This is a genomic window from Pseudomonas sp. SDO524_S393, from assembly GCF_054071875.1.
This window is the reverse complement of the sequence record NZ_JBSVVZ010000008.1, coordinates 109,993-134,142: the sequence shown is the minus strand read 5'-3', so window position 1 is coordinate 134,142 and position 24,150 is coordinate 109,993. Positions and strand designations below refer to the sequence as shown.

The window sequence follows — 24,150 nt, the reverse complement described above, 5'->3', positions numbered from 1 at the left end:
GAACACGCGGGTGGCGATTTACGACGGCGATGTTCAGATTGGCAATGCCTACGCGGGTGCAGATGGCAGCTGGTATTTCCCCGTTCCCACACTGGGCCAGGGAGAACATTTCTTCACCGTGGTGACCGCAGGCGTTACTTCCGACCCGTTTACCTTGACCATCGGTGCACCGGACTCGCTCAAGCCGTCCATCGATCATGCCTACGACGACTTCGGCAAAACCGGCGAGCTGGCGACCGGCAGCCTCACCGATGACACAACCCCGACCCTGATCGGCAAGGCAGAGCCGAACACGCGGGTGGCGATTTACGACGGCGATGTTCAGATTGGCAATGCCTACGCGGGTGCAGATGGCAGCTGGTATTTCCCCGTTCCCACACTGGGCCAGGGAGAACATTTCTTCACCGTGGTGACCGCAGGCGTTACTTCCGACCCGTTTACCTTGACCATCGGTGCACCGGATTCGATCAAACCCACCATCGACTCGGTGGTCGACAATATTGGCGGCGTCACCGAACTGGTCAGCGGCAGCGTCACCGACGATGCGCGACCAACGTTCCAGGGCCAGGGCGAACCGAACACCACGCTCAAGGTGTATGACAACGGCAAAATCATTGACTACGTGTCAATCGATCAGGACGGTCACTGGGCCTATACCGGCAACCTCCACAAGCTGAGCGAAGGTGAACACCTATTCACTTTTGCCGGAGATGGCGTGGTTTCAGAGCCCTTTGCCTTGACTGTACAAAATGTTCCGGAAGCCCCCCAGCCGCAGATCGACAGTGCGTTCGACAATGCCGGTCCGCTGACGGGCAGCGTTGCCAACGGAGGCATCACCGATGATGACCGCCCTGTCTTCAGCGGGCGTGGCGAGCCGGATGCCGGCGTATTCGTCTACGACAACAATGTTTTTATCGGCGCTGTCGCGGTCGACGGTGATGGCAGCTGGACATTCCAGCCGTCGGAATTCAGAACGCTGACCCCCGGAGCCCATACGTTCACGGTAGAAATCGATGGCGTGCGCTCTGAGCCTTTCGTACTGAACGTGGAAGCCGCCAGCCCGCAGGCATCGGTTTCTGCCTACGAGGGGCTGCCGTCGCTGGCGGACCTGCTGCAATCCTCTTCCGAATTGTTCGTGGGGGAAACGGATATCGCACCGATCAGCGAGGCGGTCCTGGATCTGTCGCTTGGCGGATTCGATGAGAGCCTGGCGCTCGTTGAAACAACAGACGGCATCCCTGTGTTCTCACCGGTTATCTCCCCGGAGCTCTGGCAGCCAGAAACTGCCCACACACTGGGGTAAGCCAATAAGCCGGTCGTTCTTCTGTAGAACAACCGGCGCCTGGCTTCAGCCAGATAGCAAAAGGCCGGCTGCACGCTCACGCGTACAGCCGGCCTTTCTTTTTGCCCGTTATTGCCGGGCCGCCAGCAAGCGCTTGTGCCGGTTGCGTCGAGCGATGTTCAAGCACTCGATGGCCGCCGAGAACGCCATGGCCGTATACACATAGCCTTTAGGCACATGGGCGCCGAAACCTTCGGCGATCAGCGTCATGCCGATCATGATCAAAAAGCCCAGGGCCAGCATGACCACGGTCGGGTTGTCGTTGATGAACTTGGCCAGCGGTTCGGCCGCCACCAGCATCACGATCACCGAGGTCACCACGGCAATGATCATGATCGGCAAATGCTCGGTCATGCCCACGGCGGTGATGATGCTGTCGATGGAAAACACCAGGTCGAGCAGCAGAATCTGGCCGATGGCCGCGGCAAAGCCGATGGCGACTGTGTTGCTGACGGTTGCCTTCTCTTCCGGCTCGGGGTCCATGCTGTGATGGATCTCGGTCGTGGCCTTCCAGACCAGGAACAGGCCACCGGCGATCAGGATCATGTCTTTCCACGAAAACGCCTGGCCGAAGATTTCGAACACCGGCGCCGTCAGTTGCACGATGAACGCAATGGTACTCAACAGGCCCAACCGCAATACCAGCGCCATGCTGATACCGATGCGTCGTGCCTTGGCGCGATGCTTCTCGGGCAGTTTGTTGGTGAGAATCGAGATAAAGATCAGGTTATCGATGCCCAGCACGATTTCCATGACGATCAGGGTGGCCAATGCAACCCAGGCGGTGGGGCTGGCAACCAGCTGTAAAAGGTAATCCATAGGTCAGTCCTGAAGTGAGGGTGCTGGGGAATCAGGTTTCTTTAGTGTCGGATTCAGAGGCGTTTTCTGCCTCCTCTTCCTGCTTCTCGGGGTTGATCAACCCCTGGGTTGCTTCACTCAATGCCTGCTCGGCGGCTTTCTGGGTTTCATCGATCACTTGCCTGGCCGACTCGGACGCTTTACCGATCACCTGCTGTGCGCTCTTTTCGACCTGGTCGCAGCCGCTGACCATCACTAATGAAAGCGCAAGCAACGACGCCGCGCCCAGAACATTGAGTTTCATGCTGTGTTCCTCGTTAGAACCATTGGGTCCAAGTAGTGGCCCCGCGATAGCGAGGCATTCTATGCAGATGAACACTTCAGAAAAATTCGTATTTTTCTCACGTATACTTCGGTTTTCACGAATCCAGGATGATCATGCTCAATTACCGACAACTGCATTACTTCTGGGTCGTGGCCAAGACCGGCAGCATCGTGCGGGCCTGCGAACAACTGAACCTCACGCCCCAGACCATCAGCGGTCAGATCAGCCTGTTGGAGCAGACTTTCGGTGTCGCGCTGTTCCAGCGGGTGGGACGGCAGCTGGAGTTGACCGAAGCCGGGCGCCAGGCCCTGCCCTATGCCGAACAGATGTTCCAGACCGGGAACGAGCTGGAGGCGATGCTGCGCGCACAACCCGATGAACAGCAGATCCTGTTCCGGGTCGGGGTGGCGGATGTGGTGCCCAAATCCATCGTGTACCGGCTGATCGCGCCCACCATGGAGCTGAGCGAGCCGATCCGCATCACTTGCCGTGAAGACAAACTCGAACGGCTGCTGGCCGACCTGGCGATCCAGCGCCTGGACCTGGTGATCTCCGACAGCCCCATGCCCACACACCTGGACATCAAGGGCTACAGCCAGAAACTGGGAGAGTGCGGTATCAGTTTTTTCGCCACCCAGGCATTGGCTGACGAATACGGCGGCGATTTCCCACACTGCTTGCAGGGCGCGCCGTTACTGATTCCAGGGGCGGAGACGGTGGTGCGCAGCCGTTTGCAGCGCTGGTTCGCCGAGCAACAGATTCAACCGAAGATCATCGGCGAGTTCGACGACAGCGCCTTGATGCAGGCATTCGGCCAATCCGGCAGCGGGATTTTCATCGCCCCCAGCGTGATCGCCGATGAAGTGGTGCGCCAATACGGTGTGGCGCTGATCGGCCAGACCGATGCGGTGAGCGAGTCGTTCTATGCGATTTCGGTGGAGCGCAAGGTCAAGCACCCCGGCATCGTGGCGATTACCGAAGGCGCTCGACGGGAGTTGTTCACCGCCCTGCCCTGACTGCTAGGGGTTGGCCACGACCGGCTGTTTGGCGCTCATCAACCACAACGCCAGCAGGATCGACACCAGGATAAACCCGGAGGCGGCGAACCCCAGGCTGCCCAGTCCCAGGGTGTCGATGACATGCCCACCCACCATCGCCCCCAGGCCGATGCCCAGGTTGGCGCCGGCGATGTTCAGTGATGCCGCAAACGCCGGCGCATGGGGCGCCGCTTTCATCAGCCGCACATGGCTGACCAGAAACATCGCCGCCTGGGTCACGCCCCATATCGCCATCGCCGCCGCCAGGCCGATGGTGGAGTGAATCGCCGGCACCAACGCGACCATGCCGGCGATCATGAAGCCACAGAACACCATGGACGCGATCAACGGGTGACGGTCCACCGCGCGCCCGCCAAGGGCATTGCCGAGCAGGCCGACAGCGCCGAAGCCCATCAGGCACCAGCCCACCAGCGTGCCGTCGAACCCGGCCAGGCGCTCAAGGATATCGGCCAGGTAGGTGTAGGCGGTGAACATGCCGCTGAACACCAGGATCGACAGCAGGATATGCCCCTGCATCAACGGGTTGCGCAGGATCCTGAACTGCGAGCGCAACGTGACCTGAGCATTCGCAGGCCGGGTCACCGGCAGATAAATGAACAGCAGCAGGGCCTTGATCAACGCCACCACGGCGAGGATCGCGAACGCCGTGCGCCAGCCGAACATATCGGAAATCAAGGTGCCCACCGGAATGCCGAACACCGTGGCACAGACGATGCCGAAGCCGATCTTCTCGATGGCGCGCCCGGCAAAGTCCGGGCCGACGATATCCACCGCCGTCTCACTGGCCAGGGCCCAGAACACCGGCAAGCCCAGTGCGGGGATCAACCGCGCCACGGCCATCACCCAAATGTTCGGCGCCAGCGCCGCCACGGTGTTGGCGACGCCGAACAGGATCAGGATGCCGATGAACAGGCGCTTGCGCTGGAAGCGGGAGAAATAGGCCGTCAGGAACGGCCCGAAGGCGGCGACGGTGAATGCGAACAGGGTCACCAGCAAGCCGGCCTGGGACACGCTCACCTGCAGGTCACGGGCGATGGACGGTAACAGCCCGACGATCACGAACTCTGTGGTCAGCACGGTAAAACCGGCGGCTGACAACAGCAAAATAGGGAACAGCATCAAAAACTCCGGAAACGACAACATCAACGACAACCCGAAGGTTTCGCTGACAAGTAGGCTTTAAAAGGATGCTGAATCTTAACAGAGTGTGTCATGCAGCGGGCATGAAAAAGCCCGGCGGTCCCCTCAGGCACACACCGGGCTTCAGGGGGACGGCTTAGAACGCGCCCATGTAATCGCGCTTGCCCACTTCCACACCGTTGTGACGCAGCAGGGCGTAGGCGGTGGTGATGTGGAAGAAGAACTGCGGCAGGCCGTAGGTCAGCAGGTAGGACTGGCCGCTGAAGCGCTTCTCTTTCGGCGTGCCTGGACGGGTGACGATCTCGATGCCTTCCTTGCCGTCGATCTGTGCAGGCGTGAGGGTGTCGATAAACGCCAGCACCTTGGCGATCAGGGCTTGCAGGTCGGCGAACGTCACCTCGCTATCGTCGTATTTAGGCACTTCAACCTCGGCCAGACGCGCGGAAACGCCCTTGGCGAAGTCGACAGCGATCTGCACCTGGCGCACCAGTTGGAACATGTCCGGGAACAGACGCGCTTGCAGCAAGGCGTTGGGTTCGATGTTTTTGGCGGTGGCGTGGGCTTCGGCTTTGCTCAACACACCGCTCAGGGCGGTGAGCATTTGTTTGAAGACCGGGATGGAAGCGGCGTACAGGGAAATAGTCATGGCAATCTCATGGGTAATGGCACGGTTTGAACCAGCGGCGATTATAGACATGCTCACCGCTTGTCTTTTATTTTTTCAGGCATAGGCTAGGCAGTTCACAGCATAGGGAAAGCGCGATGACGCACGAGACCGACACCCCCGAGCCGCGCCTGAACAGCACGGAAATCCGCATCCTGGGCTGCCTGATCGAAAAACAGGCGACCAACCCGGAAACCTACCCCCTGACCCTCAACGCCCTGGTGTTGGCCTGCAACCAGAAAACCAGCCGCGAACCGGTGACCAACCTCAGCCAGGGGCAGGTCGGCCAGAGCCTGCGCACGCTGGAAGGCCAGGGTTTTACCCGCCTGGTGATGGGCAGCCGCGCCGACCGCTGGGAACATCGCGTGGACAAGGCCCTGGAGTTGGTACCGGCCCAGGTGATCCTGATCGGCTTGCTGTTCCTGCGCGGGCCGCAGACCGTCAACGAACTGCTGACCCGCAGCGGGCGCATGCATGACTTCGAAGATGCCGAGCAAGTGGTGCACCAGCTGGAACGCCTGATTGCGCGTGGCCTGGCGTTGCTGGTGCCGCGCCAGGCCGGGCAGCGGGAAGACCGTTATACCCACGCGCTTGGGGACCCTGCGGATATCGAGGCGATCATCGCCGCGCGGGGCAATCCGGTGGAGCGTGGGACCGGTGGTGTTTCAATCGAGCGCGTCGAAGAGCTGGAAGCGCGGATTGCGGCACTGGAAGAACGCTTGGCGCTGCTGGAACAGGCTTGACACTGGCTGAAATGTGGGGACTGGCTTGCCTGCAATAGCGATCTGACAGGTCAAATACCTGTGACTGAAACACCGCTATCGCAGGCAAGCCAGCTCCCACATTGGTCCGGCGCGATGGCCCTGCCGGCAACGTTTTTCCAGTCGCTGCAAGTACCCTGTGGGAGTTGTCGAGCCCCGGCGAGGCTGCGAAAGCGGTATGTCAGGCTACGAAGATGTTTTTGCTGCTCCCACATGGGTTCTCCATGTGTCCACTAACCCCGGGCAAACGCCACTGCCGCCTCGAACTGTGCCTGCGTCGGCCGAACCCCGGTATAGAGCACAAACTGCTCCAACGCCTGGATCGCGATCACTTCCAACCCGGTAATCACCCGCTTGCCCTGGGCTCGCCCCCGCACGATCAGCGGTGTTTCGGCGGGGATCGCTACCACATCGAAGATTGTCTCGGCGGCATCCACCGCGTCTGCGTCAAAGGCCAGTGCATCGGCCTCGGCACCGCCGGTCATGCCGATGGGCGTCACGTTGATCAGCATCTGCGGGCGCAATTTACCGAGGTCCGCCTGCCATTCGTACCCCAGGTTGCGCGCCAGGGCACGGCCTGCGGCTTCGTTGCGCGCCACGATCACGCCGTTGGCGTAGCCGCCATCCCGCAGGGCGCTGGCGACGGCCTTGCCCATGCCGCCACTGCCGCGCAGGGCGAAGGTCGAGTCCTTGGGCACCTGGTGTTTTTTCAGCAATTGCTCAACGGCAATGTAGTCCGTGTTGTAGGCCTTGAGATGGCCGTCGGTGTTGACGATGGTGTTCAGCGAATCGATGGCTTTCACCGACTCGTCCAATTCGTCCACCAGGGCGATGGCCGCCTCTTTGAAGGGCATGGACACCCCGCAACCACGCACGCCCAGGGCGCGGATACCACCGATCGCGCCGGGCAAATCCTGGCTGCTGAAGGCTTTATAGTAGAAATTCAGACCCAGCTGTTCGTACAAGTGGTTATGGAAACGCAGGCCAAAATTCCCGGGGCGCGCCGACAATGACATGCACAATTGGGTGTCCTTGTTGGGGTGCATCTGCATGAATAACTCCTTTGAGTAAGCAAATCGGTACAGACCTTACACAACCTTTACCTATCGGCTGTGCTGTTTTTCAGAAATACGTTGTCTTAAAAGTATCCCCGCGACATTACTTGAGTCTATTGATTGCGGACCACAAGCGCAGGGGCTAACCGAGGAATGACCATGATTCGTACAATCCCCAAGATCGCCTTGCTTATCGGTGCACTCGCTATGGCAGGCCAAGCCTCCGCCCACGGTGGTGGATGGGGTGGCCCGGCCGTCTTGGGTGGGCTGATCGGCGCCGCCGTGGTGGGCTCCGTCGTGGCGAGCCAGCCACGTGAAGTCTATGTGCAGCAGCCCGTGTATGTTCAGCCGCAACCGGTGTATGCCGCCCCGCCGCCGGTCTACTACGCTCCGCCGCCACCGGTGTATGTGCAGCAACAGGTCTATTACCGCCCGGCGCCGGTGTATTACGGCCCACCGCGCGGCTACTACTACGGCCCTCCCCATGGCTATTACCGTCGCGGCTGGTAAACGTCGGACCGATGCCATTCAAAACAGGCCCCGCCCTCACGCGGGGCCTTTTTTTGTGCGCCGGGTCTGAATTGGCCGCGTCAAGGTCGCTGTGGGGACAATGGTTCAGGGGTAATCGCTCATGATTGATACCAATGGCCACTTGCCCGAGCGGTGCTCGCACTGTCATGTTTGCGTCACAACGTGCTTCCACTATCGATCCCTGTCCACCCTATAACAACAAGGACGACTGACCATGCCCACGCAAAACCCGCACCGCACCGCTGGCCTGTGTACGTCCAGCAAGGTCTACAGCGCCCTCACCGAGCTCAAACACCTGGAGGGCCACCGCAGCGCGAAGTTCCTCGCGCTGCTGGCGCAAAACCTGGTGCGCAAGGGCCTGGTCAGCGAGCAGGAAGTGGTGATCATGCTTGACCAGGTGGTGGACTGACGCCTCACGTCGATGTCGACTATCGAGACAGGTGATTTCACCCCGGCGCCCCGGGCCCGTAAGGTGACCTCCATAGTTATTGGAGGTCTCCCATGCCCACTATTCAGATCATGTCCGTCATCGGCAGCGCCGTCCCCGCTCCCCTTCGGGAACTGGGCCTGCTCGCCTGCTGGTACCTGGTCCGCGACGGCGAAGCCATCAGCGGCCCGCTCACCTCGTTGTCAGACGCCGAACAACAACTGCAACACGTCGCCCGCTTCCGGCTCCACGCTTGAGGTTCAAGGCAATGGCAATTTGACCCTTGGTTTGCTTTCGACAAACAGCGCCCAGGTGGACATGAACAACGCCGCCACCAGCGGTCCGATCACAAACCCGTTAAGACCGAACACCGACAGACCGCCCAGCGTCGAGATCAGGATCAGGTAGTCCGGCATGCGGGTGTCCTTGCCCACCAGGATCGGGCGCAACACGTTGTCGACCAAACCGATCACGAACACGCCGAACAAGGCCAATACCACGCCCTGCCAGATCGCGCCGCTCAACAGGAAATAGGCCGCCACCGGTCCCCAGACAATCCCTGCGCCCACCGCCGGCAGCAGCGACAGAAACGCCATCAGCACCGCCCAGAGCAATGCGCTGGGAATGTCCAGGAACCAGAAGATCAAACCACCCAGCGCGCCCTGGGTCACCGCCACCAGCACGTTGCCCTTGACCGTCGCGCGCACCACCCGATTGAACTTGAGCTGCAACCGGCGCTTTTGCGGCTCGGCCAGCGGCACCGCCGTGCGCACCTTGCGCACCAGCTCCGGGCCGTCGCGCAGCAGGAAGAACAGCAGATACAGCATGATGAAAAAACTCACCAGAAAATCGAAGGTGCCCTGGCCAAAACTGAAGGCCTGGGACGCAAAGAACTGACTGCCCTGCATCGCGCTCTTGACGATCTTCTCCCGCAGCCCTTCCAGATTGCCCATGCCGAAACGGTCCAGCAGGTGCTGGAAGTACGGCGGCAACACGTTCTTGAACTGCTCGATGTAGCCGGCCACGTCGAGCTTGCCGCTCTCGATATTCTTGTAGAGCGTTGCGCCTTCTTGCACCAGCAACGCGCTGGTGATGATCACCGGCAGAATCGCGATGACCAGGCACGCACTCAAGGTGGTCAGCGACGTGAGGTTGCGGTTCCAGCCAAGGCGCAGCTGGAGGCGGCGTTGCATCGGGGCGAAGATGATGCCCAGGATGACCGCCCAGAACACCGCGCCATAGAACGGCAGCAATATCCAGATAAAGGCGATGGTCACCAGTGCCAGCAGCAGCACCAGCGTCTTGAATTGCAGGTTGGTTGGGTTCATGTCCGGTCCATGTCAGAAAGCTACGGGCCCGTGCAGGCCCTGTTGCTTAGTCCGCGGCGGAACCCGGGAGTGCCCCGGGGTTCTCGAACAAGCATAGACCGGCACCCTGCCCGCTGATCGACACCATCGTGCAATGTCCGCAGCCCACCCCCCGTGATGAGATGGCCCGGCACACCCGATGCTCCATCACGCTCCCCCGGGAGCCCTGCTGAACAGTGAGGCCACCATGCTTTTACACCTGTCGACCTGGTCTGAAATCGAGCAATTCCTCGAACGCAGCCGCACCATCGTCATCCCCATTGGTTCCAACGAACAGCACGGTCCCATCGGCCTGTTGGGCACCGACTGGATGTGCCCGCAAATCATTGCCCATCAGGCGCAGGAAAACGCCGATATTCTCATCGCCCCCACCTTCAATATCGGCATGGCGCAACATCACCTCGGCTTTGCCGGCACCATCACCCTGCGCCCCTCCACGTTTATTGCCGCGATCGAGGACTGGACCCGCTCCCTGGTCGCCCATGGTTTCGAGAAAATTTTCTTTCTCAACGGCCATGGCGGCAACATTGCCTCGATCGAAGCGGCGTTTTCTCAGCTGTACGCCGAAGCCAGTTTCGCCCGGCGCCCCGCCGGCTTCGCCTTGAAACTGACCAACTGGTGGGACCTGGAAGGCGTGGGCGCCCTGGCCAACCAGCAATTCCCCACCGGCCATGGCATCCATGCCACCCCTTCGGAGATCGCGGTCACCCAATGGGCTTACCCCGACTCGATCAAGTCCGCGAGCTATTCACCGCAAATCGCCAATTCCGGACCGATTCGCGAGGCCCATGACTTTCGCGCACGTTTCCCCGACGGCCGCATGGGCTCGGACCCAGGCCAGGCCACACCGGAAAAAGGCGGTGAACTGGTCAGCCTGGCTGCCCGGAGCCTGGTGCGCGAGCTGGAGGCGTTCAGCCACGAATCGGCACCGACAGGTCCTGTGAGCGGTTCGACTAATAACTGCTAACACCGCATAACGGGTAAAAAATCCCACAAGGCATCACTCTTGACGCTCACCACCGTCAGCCGTCAAGAGGGATGCAACCATGACCGAAGAGGATCGCGGCCACTGCCTGTGCAAGGAAGACCGGCTCTCCAATCAAGGGCTGTGCACATTGATGGCGCAGGTGGTCAAGGGCGACCGAAGCGCCGCACGGCGGCTCTCGACGCACATCGCACCACTCCTGCTCGCATTTTATGAGGGTCAGGCCCAGGTCGGGCGCATCCGGCCCGAGCGCGTTGAAAGCCTGGCTCGCGAAGCGTTCATGGCCGTGCTGGAACACCGCGCGGACTACGACTCGACCACACCCTTTCGCGCCTGGCTGCTCACCATCGCCCGCGCCACGCTGCTCGATCACACGCCCGCCGCGAGCACCGCCCCGCTATCGACGCCTCCCCACTTGCAGTGGGCCATTTAAGCCCAGTGCCCACACCGTCAGCTTTCCCAGGACAGGCCCATGCCGAGCATCGAAAACATTCTGTATTCCAGTCACACCTTCACCATCGGCGGTCGAGAGGGCGCGGGGCACAGCGAAGATCGTCGCCTCGATGTCCAACTCTCCCCGCCCGGCGCCCCCGGCAGCGGCACCAACCCGGAACAATTGTTTGCGGTGTGTTGGTCGGCGTCTCTGCTGGCCGCGCTGCGCCACGCTTGCAACGCCCGCAAGATTGCGTTTCCGGCAACCGCAGCGATCGAGGCCCAGGTTGACCTGCTGCACGGAGAACAAGGCTTTTTCCTGCAAGCGCTGGTCCGCGTGTCGCTGCCCGAGATCGACCCCGGGGTAGCCCACCGCCTGATCGAAGCGGCCCACCGCAATTGCCCTTACTCCAAAGCCACGCGCCACAACATCGAGGTGAGCTTCGTCTTGAGTTGACGCTCAGGACTCGATACCTACGTGCAATCGCCGCGTTCTGAGGGGTCTGGTCTGATGGCACCTGACACAACCACCAGAACAAAGGGAATCGAGCATGAAAAATCTGACGACAGCCGCCGGCGCACCTGTAGTCGACAACAATAATTCGCAAACCGCCGGCCCCCGTGGCCCCGTGCTGCTGCAAGACGTCTGGTTGCTGGAAAAACTCGCGCACTTCGACCGCGAAGTCATCCCCGAACGGCGCATGCACGCCAAGGGCTCCGGTGCCTTTGGCCACTTTACCGTCACCCGCGACATCAGCCGTTTCACCAAGGCCGACCTGTTCTCCCAGGTGGGCAAGACCACCGATATCTTCGTGCGGTTTTCCACGGTAGCGGGCGAACGCGGCGCCGCCGATGCCGAGCGGGATATTCGCGGTTTCGCGATCAAGTTCTACACCGAACAGGGAAACTGGGACCTGGTGGGCAACAACACCCCTGTCTTCTTCCTGCGCGACCCGCTGAAATTTCCCGACCTTAACCACGCCGTCAAACGTGACCCGCGCACCAACATGCGCAGTGCCCGGAACAATTGGGATTTTTGGACCTTGCTGCCCGAAGCCTTGCACCAGGTCACGATTGTGATGAGTGACCGTGGCTTGCCGCAGTCCTACCGACACATGCATGGCTTTGGCAGCCATACCTTCAGTTTCATCAGCCCGGCCAACGAGCGCTCCTGGGTGAAATTCACCTGGCGAACCGCCCAGGGCATCCAGAACCTCACCGACGAACAGGCCAACGCCGTGGTCGGCAATGACCGCGAAAGCGCCCAGCGAGACCTGTACACCAGCATCGAAGAAGGCCGTTTCCCGCAATGGAAACTCTACGTACAGATCATGCCGGAGGCCGATGCCGGCACCTACGGGATCAACCCGTTCGACCTGACCAAAGTCTGGCCGCACCGGGATTATCCGCTGCACGAAGTTGGCGTGCTGGAGCTCAACCGCAACCCCGACAACTACTTTGCCGATGTCGAACAGGCAGCCTTCAACCCCGCCAACGTGGTGCCGGGCATCAGCTTCTCGCCCGACAAAATGCTCCAGGCGCGCCTGTTCGCCTATGGCGATGCCCAGCGTTACCGCGTGGGCGTGAACCACCACCAGATCCCGGTGAACGCCCCGCGCTGCCCGGTCAACAGCTACCACCGCGACGGGCAGATGCGCACCGACGGCAATGCCGGCAGCACCCCGGGTTATGAGCCCAACAGCCACGCGCAATGGGTCGAACAACCCGATTTCCGCGAACCGCCGCTGACCCTGCACGGCAGCGCAGCGCACTGGAATCATCGCGAAGACGAAGACTACTTCTCCCAGCCCGGCGCGCTGTTTCGCCTGATGAGTCCGGCCCAGCGACAGGCGCTGTTCGACAACACCGCCCGCTCGATCCAGGGCGCCAGTGCTGCGGCCAAGGAACGCCATATCCGGCACTGCACCCAGGCCGATCCTGCCTATGGCGCCGGCGTTGCCCGCGCCATCGAACTATTGGGGTGAGCCAGATGGACCATATCGATCACATTATGGTTGTCGACGACGACCGCGAGATCCGCGAGCTGGTGAGCAATTACCTGAAGAAAAACGGCCTGCGCACCACGGTCGCCTCGGACGGTCGACAGATGCGCGCCCTGCTCGACGCCACGGTGGTGGACCTGATCGTGCTCGACATCATGATGCCGGGCGATGACGGGCTGGTACTGTGCCGCGAATTGCGCGCCGGCAAACACAAGGCCACGCCGGTCTTGATGCTCACCGCACGCAGTGACGAGACCGACCGCATCATCGGCCTGGAAATGGGCGCCGATGATTACCTGGCCAAACCCTTCGCCGCCCGCGAGCTGCTGGCACGCATCAATGCGATATTGCGCCGCGCGCGCTCGCTGCCCCCCAACCTGGTGGTCAGCGAGGCGAGCCGCCTGCTGGCCTTCGGCAAATGGCGGCTGGACACCACGGCGCGGCACCTGATGGACGCCCAGGGCACTATCGTCAACCTGAGCGGCGGGGAATACCGGCTGTTGCGGGTCTTCGTCGATCACCCCCAGCGAGTGCTCAGCCGCGACCAGTTGCTCAACCTCACCCAGGGCCGCGATGCCGACCTGTTCGACCGTTCCATCGACTTGCTGGTCAGTCGCCTGCGCCAGCGCCTGCTGGACGACGCCCGCGACCCGGCCTACGTCAAGACCGTGCGCAGCGAAGGTTATGTGTTCACCTACCCGGTGGAAATCCTCGGGGAAGCCTCATGAACGGGCCGCGCTGGCCGCGCTCCCTGGCCTCACGCCTGACCCTGATCTTCCTGACCAGCCTGGTCATCGCCCACGGCCTGTCGTTCGGGTTGCAGTTCTATGAGCGCTACCAGAGTGCAATGTCGCTGATGCTGGGCAACTTCGAACAGGACATCAACACCACGATTGCCATGCTCGAACGCCTGCCCGCCGAGGAGCGTCACGCCTGGTTGCCCCGTTTCGAACACGCCACCTACCGCTACCAACTGGACGAAGGGCTGCCCGGCCAGCCGATGAACATGGCCACGGCGCCCGCCTCCGCCCATTCGCTGGAAGCCATTCTGGGCCAGGATTACCCGCTGACCCTCACTACCATCCCCGACAAACGCCCGCATTATCAGGCGCACCTGCGCCTGCGCGACGGCACCCCGTTGACCATTGACGTACGGCCAGAGGTTTCGCCGTTGTCACCCTGGTTGCCGCTGGTCCTGGGGATTCAACTGTTACTGTTGCTCGGCTGCACCCTGCTGGCCGTGCGCATCGCCGTTGACCCCCTGACCCGCCTGGCGAATGCCGTCGACCGCCTGGACCCGAATGGCGGCGGCACTCGCCTCGATGAAAGCGGGCCCACCGAAGTGGCCTATGCCGCGGTCGCCTTCAACACCCTGCAAGAACGCATCGCCACCCATATCAAGGAGCGCATGCAACTGCTGGCCGCCATTTCCCATGACCTGCAAACCCCCATCACCCGCATGAAACTGCGCGCCGAACTGATGGAAGAGTCGGTAGAACGGGAAAAACTGTGGAACGACCTCAGCGAAATGCAGCACCTGGTCCGCGAAGGCGTGGCCTACGCGCGCAGCATGGACGGCACCGTCGAGCCCAGCCGCCGCGTCGATCTGCATTCGTTTCTGGACAGCCTCGTATTCGACTATCAAGACGTGGGCAAACAGGTGGTGCTCAGCGCGCCGACCGGCACCGTCATCGACACACGCCCCCACGCCTTGCGCCGGGTGCTGGTGAACCTGGTGGACAACGCACTGAAGTTCGGCAACCAGGTCACCGTCAACGTCGTGCTCCATTCCGACGCCTGCCTGCTGCTGCAGATCCTGGATCGCGGCCCCGGCATTCCCGAGGCGCAGCTCTGCGAGGTGATCAAGCCGTTCTATCGCGTGGAGAATTCGCGCAACCGCAACACCGGGGGCACCGGGTTGGGCCTGGCGATCGCGCAGCAACTGGCGTACTCCCTGCAAGGCACCTTGACCTTGTACAACCGCGAAGGCGGCGGGTTGTGCGCGCAGTTGGCGCTCCCGCGCTGCGAGGCGTCCTCGCCCTCAGCCACGGACCAGAAACTCGCGGGGTGAAGCACCGGTGGCCCGGCGAAACATCGCACTGAAGGCACTGGCGCTGACGTAACCGAGTTCCTGGGCGATCCGCCCGATGGGTTCGCCGTTTTCCAGGCGCTCCAAGGCGCAGGCCAGGCGCACTTGCTGGACCCACTGGCGGTAGGTCAGGCCGGTTTCCTTGAGAAACAGACGGATCAAGGTCCGCGAACTGGCCCCCACCGTGTCGGCCCAATATTCAACCCGATGGGTTTGCCCGGGGGCTTCAAGAATCGCGTTGCACACCACCCGCAGCCGGCGATCCACCGGCCAGGGGATCTGCAATGGCAACGTACGGGCCGCCGCCAATTCACTGAGGATCAACGCCACCACATGGGTATTGCGACCGTCGAGGGCATATTCGATGGGCTCATTGGCCAGCACCAGGATCAGTTCGCGCAGCAGCAGCGAAACATCCACGATCCGGCAACGGTCGCCAAAACAGGCGGCCGCGTCGGCCTGGATATAGATCGAACGCATCTGCACCGGCGTGAGCATCAACTGGTCGTGCTCTTCCTCGGCGGGAATCCACAGGGCCCGCTTGGGCGGCAGGAACCACAGGCTGCCCTGGGCCACCGCGCGCATGACCCCGCTGACCGCGTACAGCAACTGGCCGTGGCGGTGGGTGTGCGGCGGGTTGTAGGCACCGGCGGCCTGGTCGCGCACCAGCGCCGTCAGCACGCGCGGCACGTCCTGGTAATCCAGGTAGTCCTCGCTGCGACCGTTCAAACCGCCGGGCTTACCGACGGTGCGGGCATCTTGCTTCATCGCGTTTCCATGGGTTGTCACTTTGTCGATACAAGCTGGCATTTGTCGATTGTTTCACATTGCTACGATCCGCTCGACTCATCCTTTCGAAGAGCACACAGACATGACCTCCACCGACAAACACAGCCTGGCCGCCGTCATCGGCCTGTTGGTGCTGTCCATCGCCCTGCGCCCGGCCATCGTGTCCATCGGGCCGATCCTGTTGTTGATCCAGGATCAATTTGACTTGAGCTTCACCCAGGCAGCCTTGCTCACCTCGATTCCGGACGTGTGCATGGGCATTCTCGCCCTGCTGGCCCCCACGCTCACCCGGCGCTTCGGCACCGACCGCTGCGTGATCGCGGCCCTGGTGCTGATCGGGGTTGCCTGTCTGCTGCGGGCGCTGTCGCCAAACGCTACGTCACTGTTGCTCACCACCTTTGTGATCAGTGTCGGCATCGCCATCGCCGGGGCCTTGATCGGCGGCTGGATCAAAACCCACTTTGCCCACCGACCGGCGTTTTTCATGGGCATTTATGCCGCGGGCTTGAGCGTGGGGGCAACCCTTTCGGCGCTGTTCACCGCGCCCATTACCGAACTCGCCGACTCCTGGCGCGTGGGCGCTGGCCTGTGGAGCCTGTTGAGCGTCACGGCAGTGATCAGTTGGCTGTGGATGGCCAGGCGGTTCGCCGCCGGCACTGCCCAGCCCGCGCTCCAGGCTGCCCGCTCGGTACGGCTGCCGTGGAGCAACCCGCAAGCGTGGCTGGTGGCGCTGTATTTCGGCGCCAGCCAATTCGTGGTCTATGCGCTCTTTGCCTGGCTCGCGCCGGCGTCCACCGAACGGGCCGTGACCCATTTGTCCGCCGGTACCCTGCTTGGGCTGTTCACCGCCGTGTTCGCGGTCGCCAGCGTCGGCGCGGGACTGATACCCGGCAAGGCCCATGACCGGCGTGGCCTGCTGGCCATTTGTACGCTGATCGCCCTGCTGGGTACCGCCGGCATGGCGTTTGCGCCAGCGGCCTGGCCAACGCTGTATGTGTGGCTGGTAGCGATTGGCCTGGGGATGTCGTTCACCGTCGGCATGACCTTGCCCCTGGACAACGCCACCACCCCTGCCGAGGCCGGCGCCTGGACGGTGTTCATGCTGTTTGTCGGCTACCTGGTGGCGGCCCTGGGCCCGCTGTGTTTCGGTGCGTTGCGCGACTACACGGGCAACTACGACCTGGCCTATGCGCTGCTGTTCGGCGTGCTAGCCTTCATGCTTTGCCTGACGCCGCTGCTCAAGCCGGCCCCGGCCAACGCACCTGAACCTGCCTTGCCTTTGTCGAGAGCCCGATAGTCGTGCCATTCGCCCCTGACGATCAGCCTGAATCCGCAGATGTGTATTTTGCCTTTGGCCCCTTCCACGTGGTGCCCGGCAAACGCCTGCTCACCAGGAATGGCGTGCCGGTGGAGATTGGCGGCCGCGCGTTCGACCTGCTGATCGCCTTGCTCGAACGTCCCGGGTCTGTGGTGTCCAAGCGCGAGTTGATGAGCCTGGTATGGCCCCACTTCGTCGTCGAGGAAGGCAGCCTGCGCTTTCATATGACCGGGCTGCGCCGCATTCTGGGCGAGGGCAAAGACGGCGCACGCTACATCAATACCCAGATGGGCGTCGGCTATGCATTCGTGGCGCCGATCACCCGTGTCACCGCCGTCCTCGCCACGCAACAGAGCCCCAAGCGGACGGCCAGCGTCGGCGACTTGCCGCCGCGCCCCGGTTTGATTGGCCGCGACGCGGACGCCGCGCGGGTCATGGTGCAACTGCTGCAACCCCGGCTGCTGACCCTGGTCGGCCCCGGCGGCGTGGGCAAGACCAGCCTGGCGGTGGAAATCGGCCATCGCGGCGCTGAGGATAGCCCCGTGTACTTCGTCGACCTGGCCCAGGTCGAGGATGATCACCTGGTGCTCGTCGCCCTCGCCAGTGCGCTGAGCATTGCCGTACAGGCCGAAGAACCGATGCGGGTGTTGCTCGCGCACCTGCGTTCGCAACGGCTGCTGCTGATCATCGACAACTGTGAGCATCTGATCGATGCCGTCTGCGCCATCGTCGAGCAGATCCGCGATGCGGCCCCTGGCGTGACGATCCTGGCCACCAGCCGCGAGCCTTTGCGCGCCCGCGCAGAACATGTGTACCGGCTCAGCCCGCTGGGGTTTCCCGAGCAATTGCAGGGCCTGAGCGTTGAGCAACTGCTGGCGTTTCCCGCCGTGCAACTGTTTATCGAACGGGTCTGCGCCAACAACACCGCGCTGACCCTGGCGCCCTGCGATACCCACCTGATCGCCGACATGTGCCAACGCCTGGAAGGCATGGCGCTGCCCATCGAATTGGCTGCCGTGCGCGTCGCCGTGCATGGCGTGCACGCCACCCACACCCTGCTCGGCGAGCGCTTTTCCCTGGGCTGGGCAGGCCGCAGGACCGCCCAGCCACGGCATCAGACCCTGCGCGCGATGCTCGACTGGAGCTACGACCTGCTGACGGTCAACGAGCGCCTGGTATTCGATCGCCTGGCGGTGTTCGTCGGACCGTTTTCCCTGGAGGCGGCCTCGCACATCGCCGCCGATGACTGGATCGATTCCCTGTGCGTCGCAGCGACACTGGACGAGCTGGCCGCCAAGGGGCTGGTCAGCGTGGACCGCAGCAACGCCACCGCTGCCTATCGGTTGCTGGAAATGACCCGCGCCTACGCCCGGGAAAAACTGCTGGCGCGCGGCCCGGCACAGGTCCACACGCTAGCCTTTCGACACGCGGCGTACCACATGGAACTGCTCAAGCACCTGGGCGATAACCCCTACGACATCTTCGACAGTTCCGCACGGCTGGGCACCCAGTTGGGCAATATCCGCAGCGCCCTGGAATGGAGCTTCGGCCCCCAGGGCGACCCCGGCCTGGCCTTGCCGCTGGCGGCGGCCAGCGCGCAACTGTTCCTGCATTTTTCGCTGCTGGTGGAATGCCGCACCTGGTGCGCGCGCGCCACGGAGCTGCTGGAACTCGGCTTTTTCGGCACCCCAACCGAAATGGAATTGCAGGCGGCCCTCGGCCTGGTGCTGATGTTCACCAAGGGCAACAGCGCGTCGGCGGAGAAAGCCCTGTTGCGGGCCCTGGACATTGCCGTCAGCCTGCATGATCACCGCTCCCAATTGCGCCTGTTGGGGCGCTTGCAGATCTTTTACGAGCGCATCGGCGACTTCGCCGCGTCCCTGGCCTGGGCCGAACGCGCGGTAGAGGTCGGCGCCGTGATCGGCAAGCCCGAAGCCATTGCCGTGGCCGCTTCGCTGGCGGGCATTTCCTATCACCTGTTGGGCAATCAGGTGCTGGCGCGCGAGGCATTGGAACGCTCCTTGCGCAACACCTTGCCGGCGCAACGCAGCCTCACCATTCACTACGGTTTCGACCATCGCAACCGCACCGGCCTGGGCCTGGCGCGCACACTGTGGCTGATGGGTTTTCCCGACCAGGCCAGGACGCGTGCGCAGCAAGTCGAAAGCGAGGCGGCCGAGTTGGACCACGCCGCCACCTCGTGCATTGCGCTGGTCTGGACTCTGCAAATCTACATCTGGACCGGCGACCTGGACATCGCCACCGAACGCCTGCACACCTTCAAATCCATCGCCGAAGACAATGCCTTTGGCCCCTACATCGCCGCCGCCACGGGCATTGGCGCCGCCATCGCCATTCGTGCGCAGCAGCCCGGCAATGCCGTGGCCATGCTCGAAGAAACCCTGGCGCGTCTGCACGGCATGCGCTACGAACTGCTCACCACCACGTTTGAAATCGCCCTCGCCGAAGGCCTGATACTGGAAGGCCAACTCGACAAGGCCCGTCTGCAGGTCGACACCACCCTCGCCCACTGCCGGCGCAGCGGCGATGCCTTCGCCCTGCCCGAACTGCTGCGCCTGCAAGCCAGCCTGGTGCCCGACGATCAGCGCGTGGCCGAGGCGTTGCTGGAGGAGTCCCTGGCGCTGAGCCAACAGCAGGGCTCGCGCAGTTGGGCATTGCGCAGCAGCCTCGATCTTGCCGCGCGCTGGCAGGCGCAAGGTCGCGGCAGCGAGGCCCAGCGTTTGCTGAGCCAGTGCCGCGAGCAGTTTTCGGAAGGCTTCGACACCCAGGACCTGCGCCAGCTTCAGGCGCGCCTGGAGGCCTGTCGAGCCTGATGGAGGCTCAGGGCTTGGCCGCCGCACGCAATGGCCGGAAGGCTTCGCGCAGTTCTTCGCTGAACAATTGCGGCTGCTCCCAGGCGGCGAAATGCCCACCCTTGCTGACCTGGTTGTAGTACGACAACGACGGGTAGGCGCGCTGTGCCCAGGTTTTCGGCGCCTGGTAAATCTCGTGGGGGAACACGGTAATGCCCACCGGCACCTTGATGGTGTCGGTCTTCTGCGCGGCGGCGCTGAAGTTATTGTTGTTGTTCTCCCAGTAGAAACGCGAGGAGGACGCGCCGGTGTTGGTCAGCCAGTACAGGCTGATGTCATCGAGCATTTCATCGCGGTTGAGCACGCGCTCGGGCTGGCCATCGCTGTCGGTCCAGGCGGCGAATTTCTCGTACATCCAGGCCGCCGTGCCCGCCGGCGAGTCGGCCAGCAGGTAGCCGATGGTTTGCGGACGAGTCACCATCATTGCGCCATAGGCGGCGTTGCGACCGAAGAAGGTACTCAGCGAGGTGTACGCCTTGCGCTCTTCCGGCGTCAGCGCGGCAGGCGCCGGCTCACCACTGTTGATCGGCTTGACCAGCTCCGGCGGTACGGTCGCCGGCATGTTCAAGTGGATACCCAGCAGACCGGGAGGCGCCAGGCGGCCCAGGGCGTCGGAAATCACCGAACCGTGGTCGCCGCCCTGGGACACATAGTGTTTGTAGCCCAGGCGTTTCATCAGCACATCCCAGGCTTTGGCGACGCGGTCCGGGCCCCAGCCCAGCTCGGTGGGCTTGCCGGAAAAACCATGGCCGGGGATCGACGGGATCACCACATCGAATGAGTCTTCGATGCGGCCCCCGTAGGCCACCGGGTCGGTCAGCGGGCCAATGGTCTTGAGAAATTCGAACTGTGAACCCGGCCAGCCATGGGTCAGAATCAGCGGCATCGCGTTGGGGTTGCGCGAGCGAACGTGAATGAACTGGATGTCGACACCGTCGATGGTGGTGATGAATTCAGGCAGTGCATTGAGCTTGGCCTCGGCCTTGCGCCAGTCGTAGCCATTGCCCCAGTACTTGACCAACGCCTGGACCTGCGCCAGTTGCACGCCCTGGGAAACGTCGTTGACGGTTTCCTTGTCGGGCCAGCGGGTGGCGGCGATGCGTTTGTGCAGGTCAGCCAGTTGCGCGTCATCGACGTGAATGCGGTAGGGACGGATGGCATCGGAAGCCGCCCACGCGGCGTGGCTGCCGGCGAGCAGCGCCAGGCCAAGCAACGAGGCCCGGCAGCGAAGCCGGAGGGAAAGGGACGAAGCTGCAAGCATGATGGATCTCCTGTCGGCGCACGGCGCCCTGATGGCCTGTGCGAGGCCGATCAGACCATCGGCGCCAGCGGGGGACGATTGCACGTAGGTGTCGGTCGATACCTTGGTATGACTTGCCAGCGCCGCCGCCCGATGCTGCCATCCACCTTCGATAAGAACAGGACCCGCTACAGATGAGTGAACAGGCAATCGGCACGGCGATACACAGGACCTCGACAGGCCGCGCCGCGTGGACCTTGGTGGGACTGTGCATGCTGTTCAATGTGATCGACGGCCTGGATGCGATGGCCATGGTGTTCACGGTGCACCGCGTGGCGGCGCTGTGGTCATTGAGCGCGGCCCAGGCGGGCCTGCTGCTCAGCGCCAGCCTGGTGGGCATGGCGGGCGGCTCATTGTGTGTCGGTGCGATGACGCAGCGCTTCGGGCGGCGTCCCGTGGTGCTGGCCAGCCTGGCGCTCAGCGGCGTGACGATGCTGCTGGGGTTCTGGAGCCAGGGGTTTTACAGCTTGCTGTGCCTGCGCATGCTCACCGGTCTCGGCGTGGGCGCCGTGCTGGTGTGCGCCAACGTACTCACCCACGACCATGCGCCACCGCGCCATCGCAGCCTCGGGATTGCCCTGCAATCGGTGGCCTTTGCCCTGGGCGTGACCCTGGGCGGTCTGCTGGCGCATCGGCTCAACGACAGCCTCGGCTGGCGTTATGTGTTTCTGGCCGGGGGCGGCCTGACGTTGCTGGTGGCTGCGATCGGCGCGCGATGGCTGCGTGAGTCCGCCTCACCGCTGGCGATCGAACACCCTGCCCCGCGCTATCGCGACCTGATCAGCCGCGGGCATTGGCAGTCGACCTGCACCCTGGCAGCCGTGTGTTTCTTGTTGATGTTCGGTTTTTACTTCGTGATGAGCTGGACGCCCATGCTGTTGACGTTGGGCGGTTTTTCCGAACGGCACGGCATCACCGGCGGCATGCTGCTCACCCTCGGCGGTATGTGCGGCGCATTGCTGCTGGGCCTGGGCGCCAATCGCCTGGGTTGCCATCGGCTGCTGGGGGTATGCCTGTTGCTGAATGCCCTGCTGATGCTGTCGATGGTCTCGGTCGCCCATGTTCCGGCGCTGGCGGTGGTGATGGGGTTTACGGTGGGGTTGTCGCTGTATGCCGCCGTCGCCGCGCTGTTCGTGATGGCGCCCCAGGCGTTCGATAGCGCGGTGCGCACCCGGGGCGTGGGCCTGGTGCTGGCCACCGGGCGACTGGGTGCGATCCTGTCGCCGACGGTCGCCGGGGTGTTGCTCGACGCCCAGTGGCGCCCTCAAGACCTGTTCACCTTCTATGCGGGCAGCCAGCTGCTGGCGGCCCTGTTGATCGGGCGAAACCGCCGGCCTACGCCTGAGGCAGGATGATCAGCTTGCCCGTGGTCCGACGCGACTCGATATCCCGATGGGCCTGATGCGCCTGCGCCAAGGGGTAACGCTGGCCGATAGTGACGTTGAGCCTGCCGGTGCTCACCCAGGTGAACAATTGCTGCGCGCGCGCAAGCAAGGCTTCGCGAGTGCGCACGTGGTGCATCACCACCGGGTAGGTCAGCTTGATGCTGCGCGGGATGGAAAAGATATCGATCGGCGCGATCGGGTCCATGAACGGGCCATACAGCGCCAGGGTGCCGAAGTAGTCCAGCAGGTTGATCGATTCGCTGAAGCCTTCGTTGCCCGTGCCGTCGTACACCACGTTCACCCCATGGGTGCCCACCAGCCGCTCGACCTGGCTGGCGATGTGCCCGGCGTGGCCGATCACCGCGTAATCGGCACCGGCAGCCAATACGGCATCGACCTTGTCGGCATGGGACACCCGGCCAATGACCTTGCCCCCCAGCAGCTTGACCATTTGCGTCAACATCAGCCCCACGCCACCGGCGGCGGCATGGATAAACGCCACGTCGCCCTTCTGGATGGCATGCACATCGAACACCAGGTTGCTCGCGGTCAGCCCCTGCATCATCAGGCCGGCAGCCGTCTCGAAGTCGATCGCTTCGGGCAGCGGCACCAACTGGCTGACGGGGGCGATCACCTGCTGGGCATAACTGCCAGGTACGAAATACCAGGCCACCCGGTCACCCGGCGCCACCTCGGTCACGTCCGGCCCGGTCGCCAGCACCACGCCCGCGCCTTCCGCGCCCAGTGTCATCGGCAACGCGCCGGCGCCGCCGAGGCCCCGACGGGCGCCGGTGTCCATGAAATTCACACCGGCGGCCATCACCTGAACCAGTGCTTGCCCAGGCCCCGGTCGTGCAAGAGTCGTCTCTTGCACGACCAGGACGTCGGGCTCTCCAAATGTGTCGATCATTACCGCTTTCATCGTGTTCACAGCCTTCGAGATCCGTCAGCGCCGGAGGGCGCTGAAACCTGTCTCAATGCTGTGCAGCCCGTGTATCCACGGCATGTCGGCAAAGCGGGTGGTTTGAAAGGCTGTGTAACCTCAACCCTGCTGGATACAGTGGCTTACATTCACACCAGGTTGAGCACCACCTCGATGTTGCCGCGCACGGCCTTGGAATACGGGCACGTCTGGTGGGCGGCCTCGATCATTGCCAGTGCCACGTCACGCTCCAGCCCCGGCAGGCTGACGTTCAAGCGCGCGCGCAGGAAGTAAGCATCGCCTTCCAGGCACAGGTCGACTTCGGCATCGATGGCCACGTCGCTCGGCAGTTCGACCTTCAGCTTGCGTGCCGCCAGCCCGAGGGCACCATCGAAGCAGGCCGACCAGCCGGCAGCGAACAACTGTTCGGGGTTGGTGCCGCTGCCCTTGGAGCCCGGCAGGGAATGGACGATGTCCAGGCGCCCGTCGTCGCTGCGCGAGGTGCCGCCATCGCGTGCACCGGTGGTGTGGACTTTGGCGGTATAAAGTACTTTCTTGTTGGCAGTCATCGCAGAGTTCCTGAGAG

At 63.0% G+C, this 24,150-nt stretch carries 25 protein-coding genes; 15 read left to right on the top strand and 10 right to left on the bottom strand.

Features of this window, described 5'->3' with window-relative positions; translation table 11 throughout:
* On the top strand, nucleotides 1-1,303 hold a 1,303-nt coding region (locus ACW9IB_RS06225; protein WP_457412772.1), incomplete at its 5' end, for an Ig-like domain-containing protein.
* Nucleotides 1,304-1,411: 108 nt separating this feature from the next.
* Here the strand turns inward: ACW9IB_RS06225 and ACW9IB_RS06220 are convergent.
* Nucleotides 1,412-2,161, bottom strand: a complete 750-nt coding sequence (locus tag ACW9IB_RS06220) for a TerC family protein (RefSeq protein WP_457365700.1) — start codon at nucleotides 2,159-2,161, stop codon at nucleotides 1,412-1,414.
* 31 nt (nucleotides 2,162-2,192) lie between these two features.
* Nucleotides 2,193-2,444, bottom strand: a complete 252-nt coding sequence (locus ACW9IB_RS06215; RefSeq protein ID WP_457412771.1) for a hypothetical protein — start codon at nucleotides 2,442-2,444, stop codon at nucleotides 2,193-2,195.
* 134 nt (nucleotides 2,445-2,578) lie between these two features.
* Between ACW9IB_RS06215 and nhaR the strand changes: the two genes are divergently transcribed.
* Nucleotides 2,579-3,481 carry a transcriptional activator NhaR gene (gene nhaR, locus ACW9IB_RS06210; RefSeq protein WP_457412769.1) on the top strand — a complete coding sequence of 301 codons (903 nt, stop codon included), beginning with the start codon at nucleotides 2,579-2,581 and terminating at the stop codon, nucleotides 3,479-3,481.
* 3 nt (nucleotides 3,482-3,484) lie between these two features.
* On the opposite strand, the gene ACW9IB_RS06205 is transcribed toward nhaR, so the two are convergent.
* Both ACW9IB_RS06205 and ACW9IB_RS06200 read right to left on the bottom strand, forming a co-directional pair.
* Nucleotides 3,485-4,642, bottom strand: coding sequence for an MFS transporter (locus ACW9IB_RS06205; protein ID WP_457412768.1), 1,158 nt, complete (start codon nucleotides 4,640-4,642; stop codon nucleotides 3,485-3,487).
* A gap of 157 nt (nucleotides 4,643-4,799) precedes the next feature.
* Nucleotides 4,800-5,309 carry a DUF1993 domain-containing protein gene (locus tag ACW9IB_RS06200; RefSeq protein WP_457365696.1) on the bottom strand — a complete coding sequence of 170 codons (510 nt, stop codon included), beginning with the start codon at nucleotides 5,307-5,309 and terminating at the stop codon, nucleotides 4,800-4,802.
* Nucleotides 5,310-5,425: 116 nt separating this feature from the next.
* On the opposite strand from ACW9IB_RS06200, the gene ACW9IB_RS06195 reads away from it, so the two are divergent.
* Nucleotides 5,426-6,070: a YceH family protein gene (locus ACW9IB_RS06195; protein WP_457365695.1), complete on the top strand. Its 645-nt coding sequence runs from the start codon at nucleotides 5,426-5,428 to the stop codon at nucleotides 6,068-6,070.
* A gap of 251 nt (nucleotides 6,071-6,321) precedes the next feature.
* Here the strand turns inward: ACW9IB_RS06195 and ACW9IB_RS06190 are convergent, their stop codons facing one another.
* Nucleotides 6,322-7,140, bottom strand: a complete 819-nt coding sequence (locus ACW9IB_RS06190) for a shikimate 5-dehydrogenase (RefSeq protein WP_457412767.1) — start codon at nucleotides 7,138-7,140, stop codon at nucleotides 6,322-6,324.
* A gap of 156 nt (nucleotides 7,141-7,296) precedes the next feature.
* On the opposite strand from ACW9IB_RS06190, the gene ACW9IB_RS06185 reads away from it, so the two are divergent.
* From ACW9IB_RS06185 to ACW9IB_RS06175, 3 genes are all read left to right on the top strand, one after another.
* Nucleotides 7,297-7,653, top strand: a complete 357-nt coding sequence (locus ACW9IB_RS06185; protein WP_457365693.1) for a hypothetical protein — start codon at nucleotides 7,297-7,299, stop codon at nucleotides 7,651-7,653.
* Between the two features lie 235 nt (nucleotides 7,654-7,888).
* On the top strand, nucleotides 7,889-8,083 hold the full coding sequence (locus tag ACW9IB_RS06180; RefSeq protein ID WP_457365692.1) for a hypothetical protein: 195 nt from the start codon (nucleotides 7,889-7,891) through the stop codon (nucleotides 8,081-8,083).
* A gap of 92 nt (nucleotides 8,084-8,175) precedes the next feature.
* Complete coding sequence (locus tag ACW9IB_RS06175; RefSeq protein ID WP_457365691.1) at nucleotides 8,176-8,358, top strand: hypothetical protein; 183 nt, start codon at nucleotides 8,176-8,178, stop codon at nucleotides 8,356-8,358.
* A gap of 3 nt (nucleotides 8,359-8,361) precedes the next feature.
* On the opposite strand, the gene ACW9IB_RS06170 is transcribed toward ACW9IB_RS06175, so the two are convergent.
* On the bottom strand, nucleotides 8,362-9,429 hold the full coding sequence (locus tag ACW9IB_RS06170; protein ID WP_457412766.1) for an AI-2E family transporter: 1,068 nt from the start codon (nucleotides 9,427-9,429) through the stop codon (nucleotides 8,362-8,364).
* Between the two features lie 226 nt (nucleotides 9,430-9,655).
* Here ACW9IB_RS06170 and ACW9IB_RS06165 point away from each other — a divergent pair, with 226 nt between their 5' ends.
* The 6 genes from ACW9IB_RS06165 (at nucleotide 9,656) to ACW9IB_RS06140 (ending at nucleotide 14,959) form a co-directional block, all read left to right on the top strand.
* Complete coding sequence (locus tag ACW9IB_RS06165) at nucleotides 9,656-10,435, top strand: creatininase family protein (RefSeq protein WP_457365689.1); 780 nt, start codon at nucleotides 9,656-9,658, stop codon at nucleotides 10,433-10,435.
* 79 nt (nucleotides 10,436-10,514) lie between these two features.
* Complete coding sequence (locus ACW9IB_RS06160) at nucleotides 10,515-10,886, top strand: sigma factor (protein WP_457365688.1); 372 nt, start codon at nucleotides 10,515-10,517, stop codon at nucleotides 10,884-10,886.
* A gap of 39 nt (nucleotides 10,887-10,925) precedes the next feature.
* Nucleotides 10,926-11,342 (top strand): Ohr family peroxiredoxin, encoded by a 417-nt coding sequence (locus ACW9IB_RS06155; protein WP_457412765.1) that lies wholly within the window; start codon nucleotides 10,926-10,928, stop codon nucleotides 11,340-11,342.
* A 94-nt stretch (nucleotides 11,343-11,436) separates the two neighbouring features.
* Nucleotides 11,437-12,870 carry a catalase gene (locus tag ACW9IB_RS06150; protein WP_457412763.1) on the top strand — a complete coding sequence of 478 codons (1,434 nt, stop codon included), beginning with the start codon at nucleotides 11,437-11,439 and terminating at the stop codon, nucleotides 12,868-12,870.
* Between the two features lie 5 nt (nucleotides 12,871-12,875).
* Entirely contained in the window at nucleotides 12,876-13,616 is a 741-nt protein-coding gene (locus ACW9IB_RS06145) for a response regulator (protein ID WP_457412761.1), read from the top strand.
* Nucleotides 13,613-14,959: a sensor histidine kinase gene (locus tag ACW9IB_RS06140; RefSeq protein WP_457412760.1), complete on the top strand. Its 1,347-nt coding sequence runs from the start codon at nucleotides 13,613-13,615 to the stop codon at nucleotides 14,957-14,959. The genes ACW9IB_RS06145 and ACW9IB_RS06140 overlap by 4 nt, the downstream gene beginning before the upstream one ends.
* On the opposite strand, the gene ACW9IB_RS06135 is transcribed toward ACW9IB_RS06140, so the two are convergent.
* Nucleotides 14,930-15,745, bottom strand: coding sequence for an AraC family transcriptional regulator (locus tag ACW9IB_RS06135; RefSeq protein WP_457412759.1), 816 nt, complete (start codon nucleotides 15,743-15,745; stop codon nucleotides 14,930-14,932). The genes ACW9IB_RS06140 and ACW9IB_RS06135 overlap by 30 nt on opposite strands.
* Before the next feature lie 103 nt (nucleotides 15,746-15,848).
* On the opposite strand from ACW9IB_RS06135, the gene ACW9IB_RS06130 reads away from it, so the two are divergent.
* Together ACW9IB_RS06130 and ACW9IB_RS06125 are read left to right on the top strand one after the other, a co-directional pair.
* Nucleotides 15,849-17,063, top strand: a complete 1,215-nt coding sequence (locus tag ACW9IB_RS06130; protein WP_457412758.1) for an MFS transporter — start codon at nucleotides 15,849-15,851, stop codon at nucleotides 17,061-17,063.
* Between the two features lie 2 nt (nucleotides 17,064-17,065).
* A complete protein-coding gene (locus tag ACW9IB_RS06125) occupies nucleotides 17,066-19,918 on the top strand; it encodes an ATP-binding protein (RefSeq protein ID WP_457412756.1) in 2,853 nt (950 codons plus the stop codon).
* Nucleotides 19,919-19,925: 7 nt separating this feature from the next.
* Here ACW9IB_RS06125 and ACW9IB_RS06120 read toward each other — a convergent pair whose 3' ends face one another.
* Nucleotides 19,926-21,218, bottom strand: coding sequence for an epoxide hydrolase family protein (locus ACW9IB_RS06120; protein ID WP_457412755.1), 1,293 nt, complete (start codon nucleotides 21,216-21,218; stop codon nucleotides 19,926-19,928).
* A gap of 173 nt (nucleotides 21,219-21,391) precedes the next feature.
* Here ACW9IB_RS06120 and ACW9IB_RS06115 point away from each other — a divergent pair, with 173 nt between their 5' ends.
* Complete coding sequence (locus ACW9IB_RS06115; RefSeq protein WP_457412753.1) at nucleotides 21,392-22,612, top strand: MFS transporter; 1,221 nt, start codon at nucleotides 21,392-21,394, stop codon at nucleotides 22,610-22,612.
* Here ACW9IB_RS06115 and ACW9IB_RS06110 read toward each other — a convergent pair.
* A complete protein-coding gene (locus tag ACW9IB_RS06110) occupies nucleotides 22,593-23,552 on the bottom strand; it encodes a quinone oxidoreductase family protein (RefSeq protein WP_457412752.1) in 960 nt (319 codons plus the stop codon). The two genes, ACW9IB_RS06115 and ACW9IB_RS06110, sit on opposite strands and share 20 nt — an antisense overlap.
* 161 nt (nucleotides 23,553-23,713) lie before the next feature.
* Entirely contained in the window at nucleotides 23,714-24,133 is a 420-nt protein-coding gene (locus ACW9IB_RS06105; protein ID WP_457365677.1) for an organic hydroperoxide resistance protein, read from the bottom strand.
* Nucleotides 24,134-24,150: the final 17 nt, after the last annotated feature.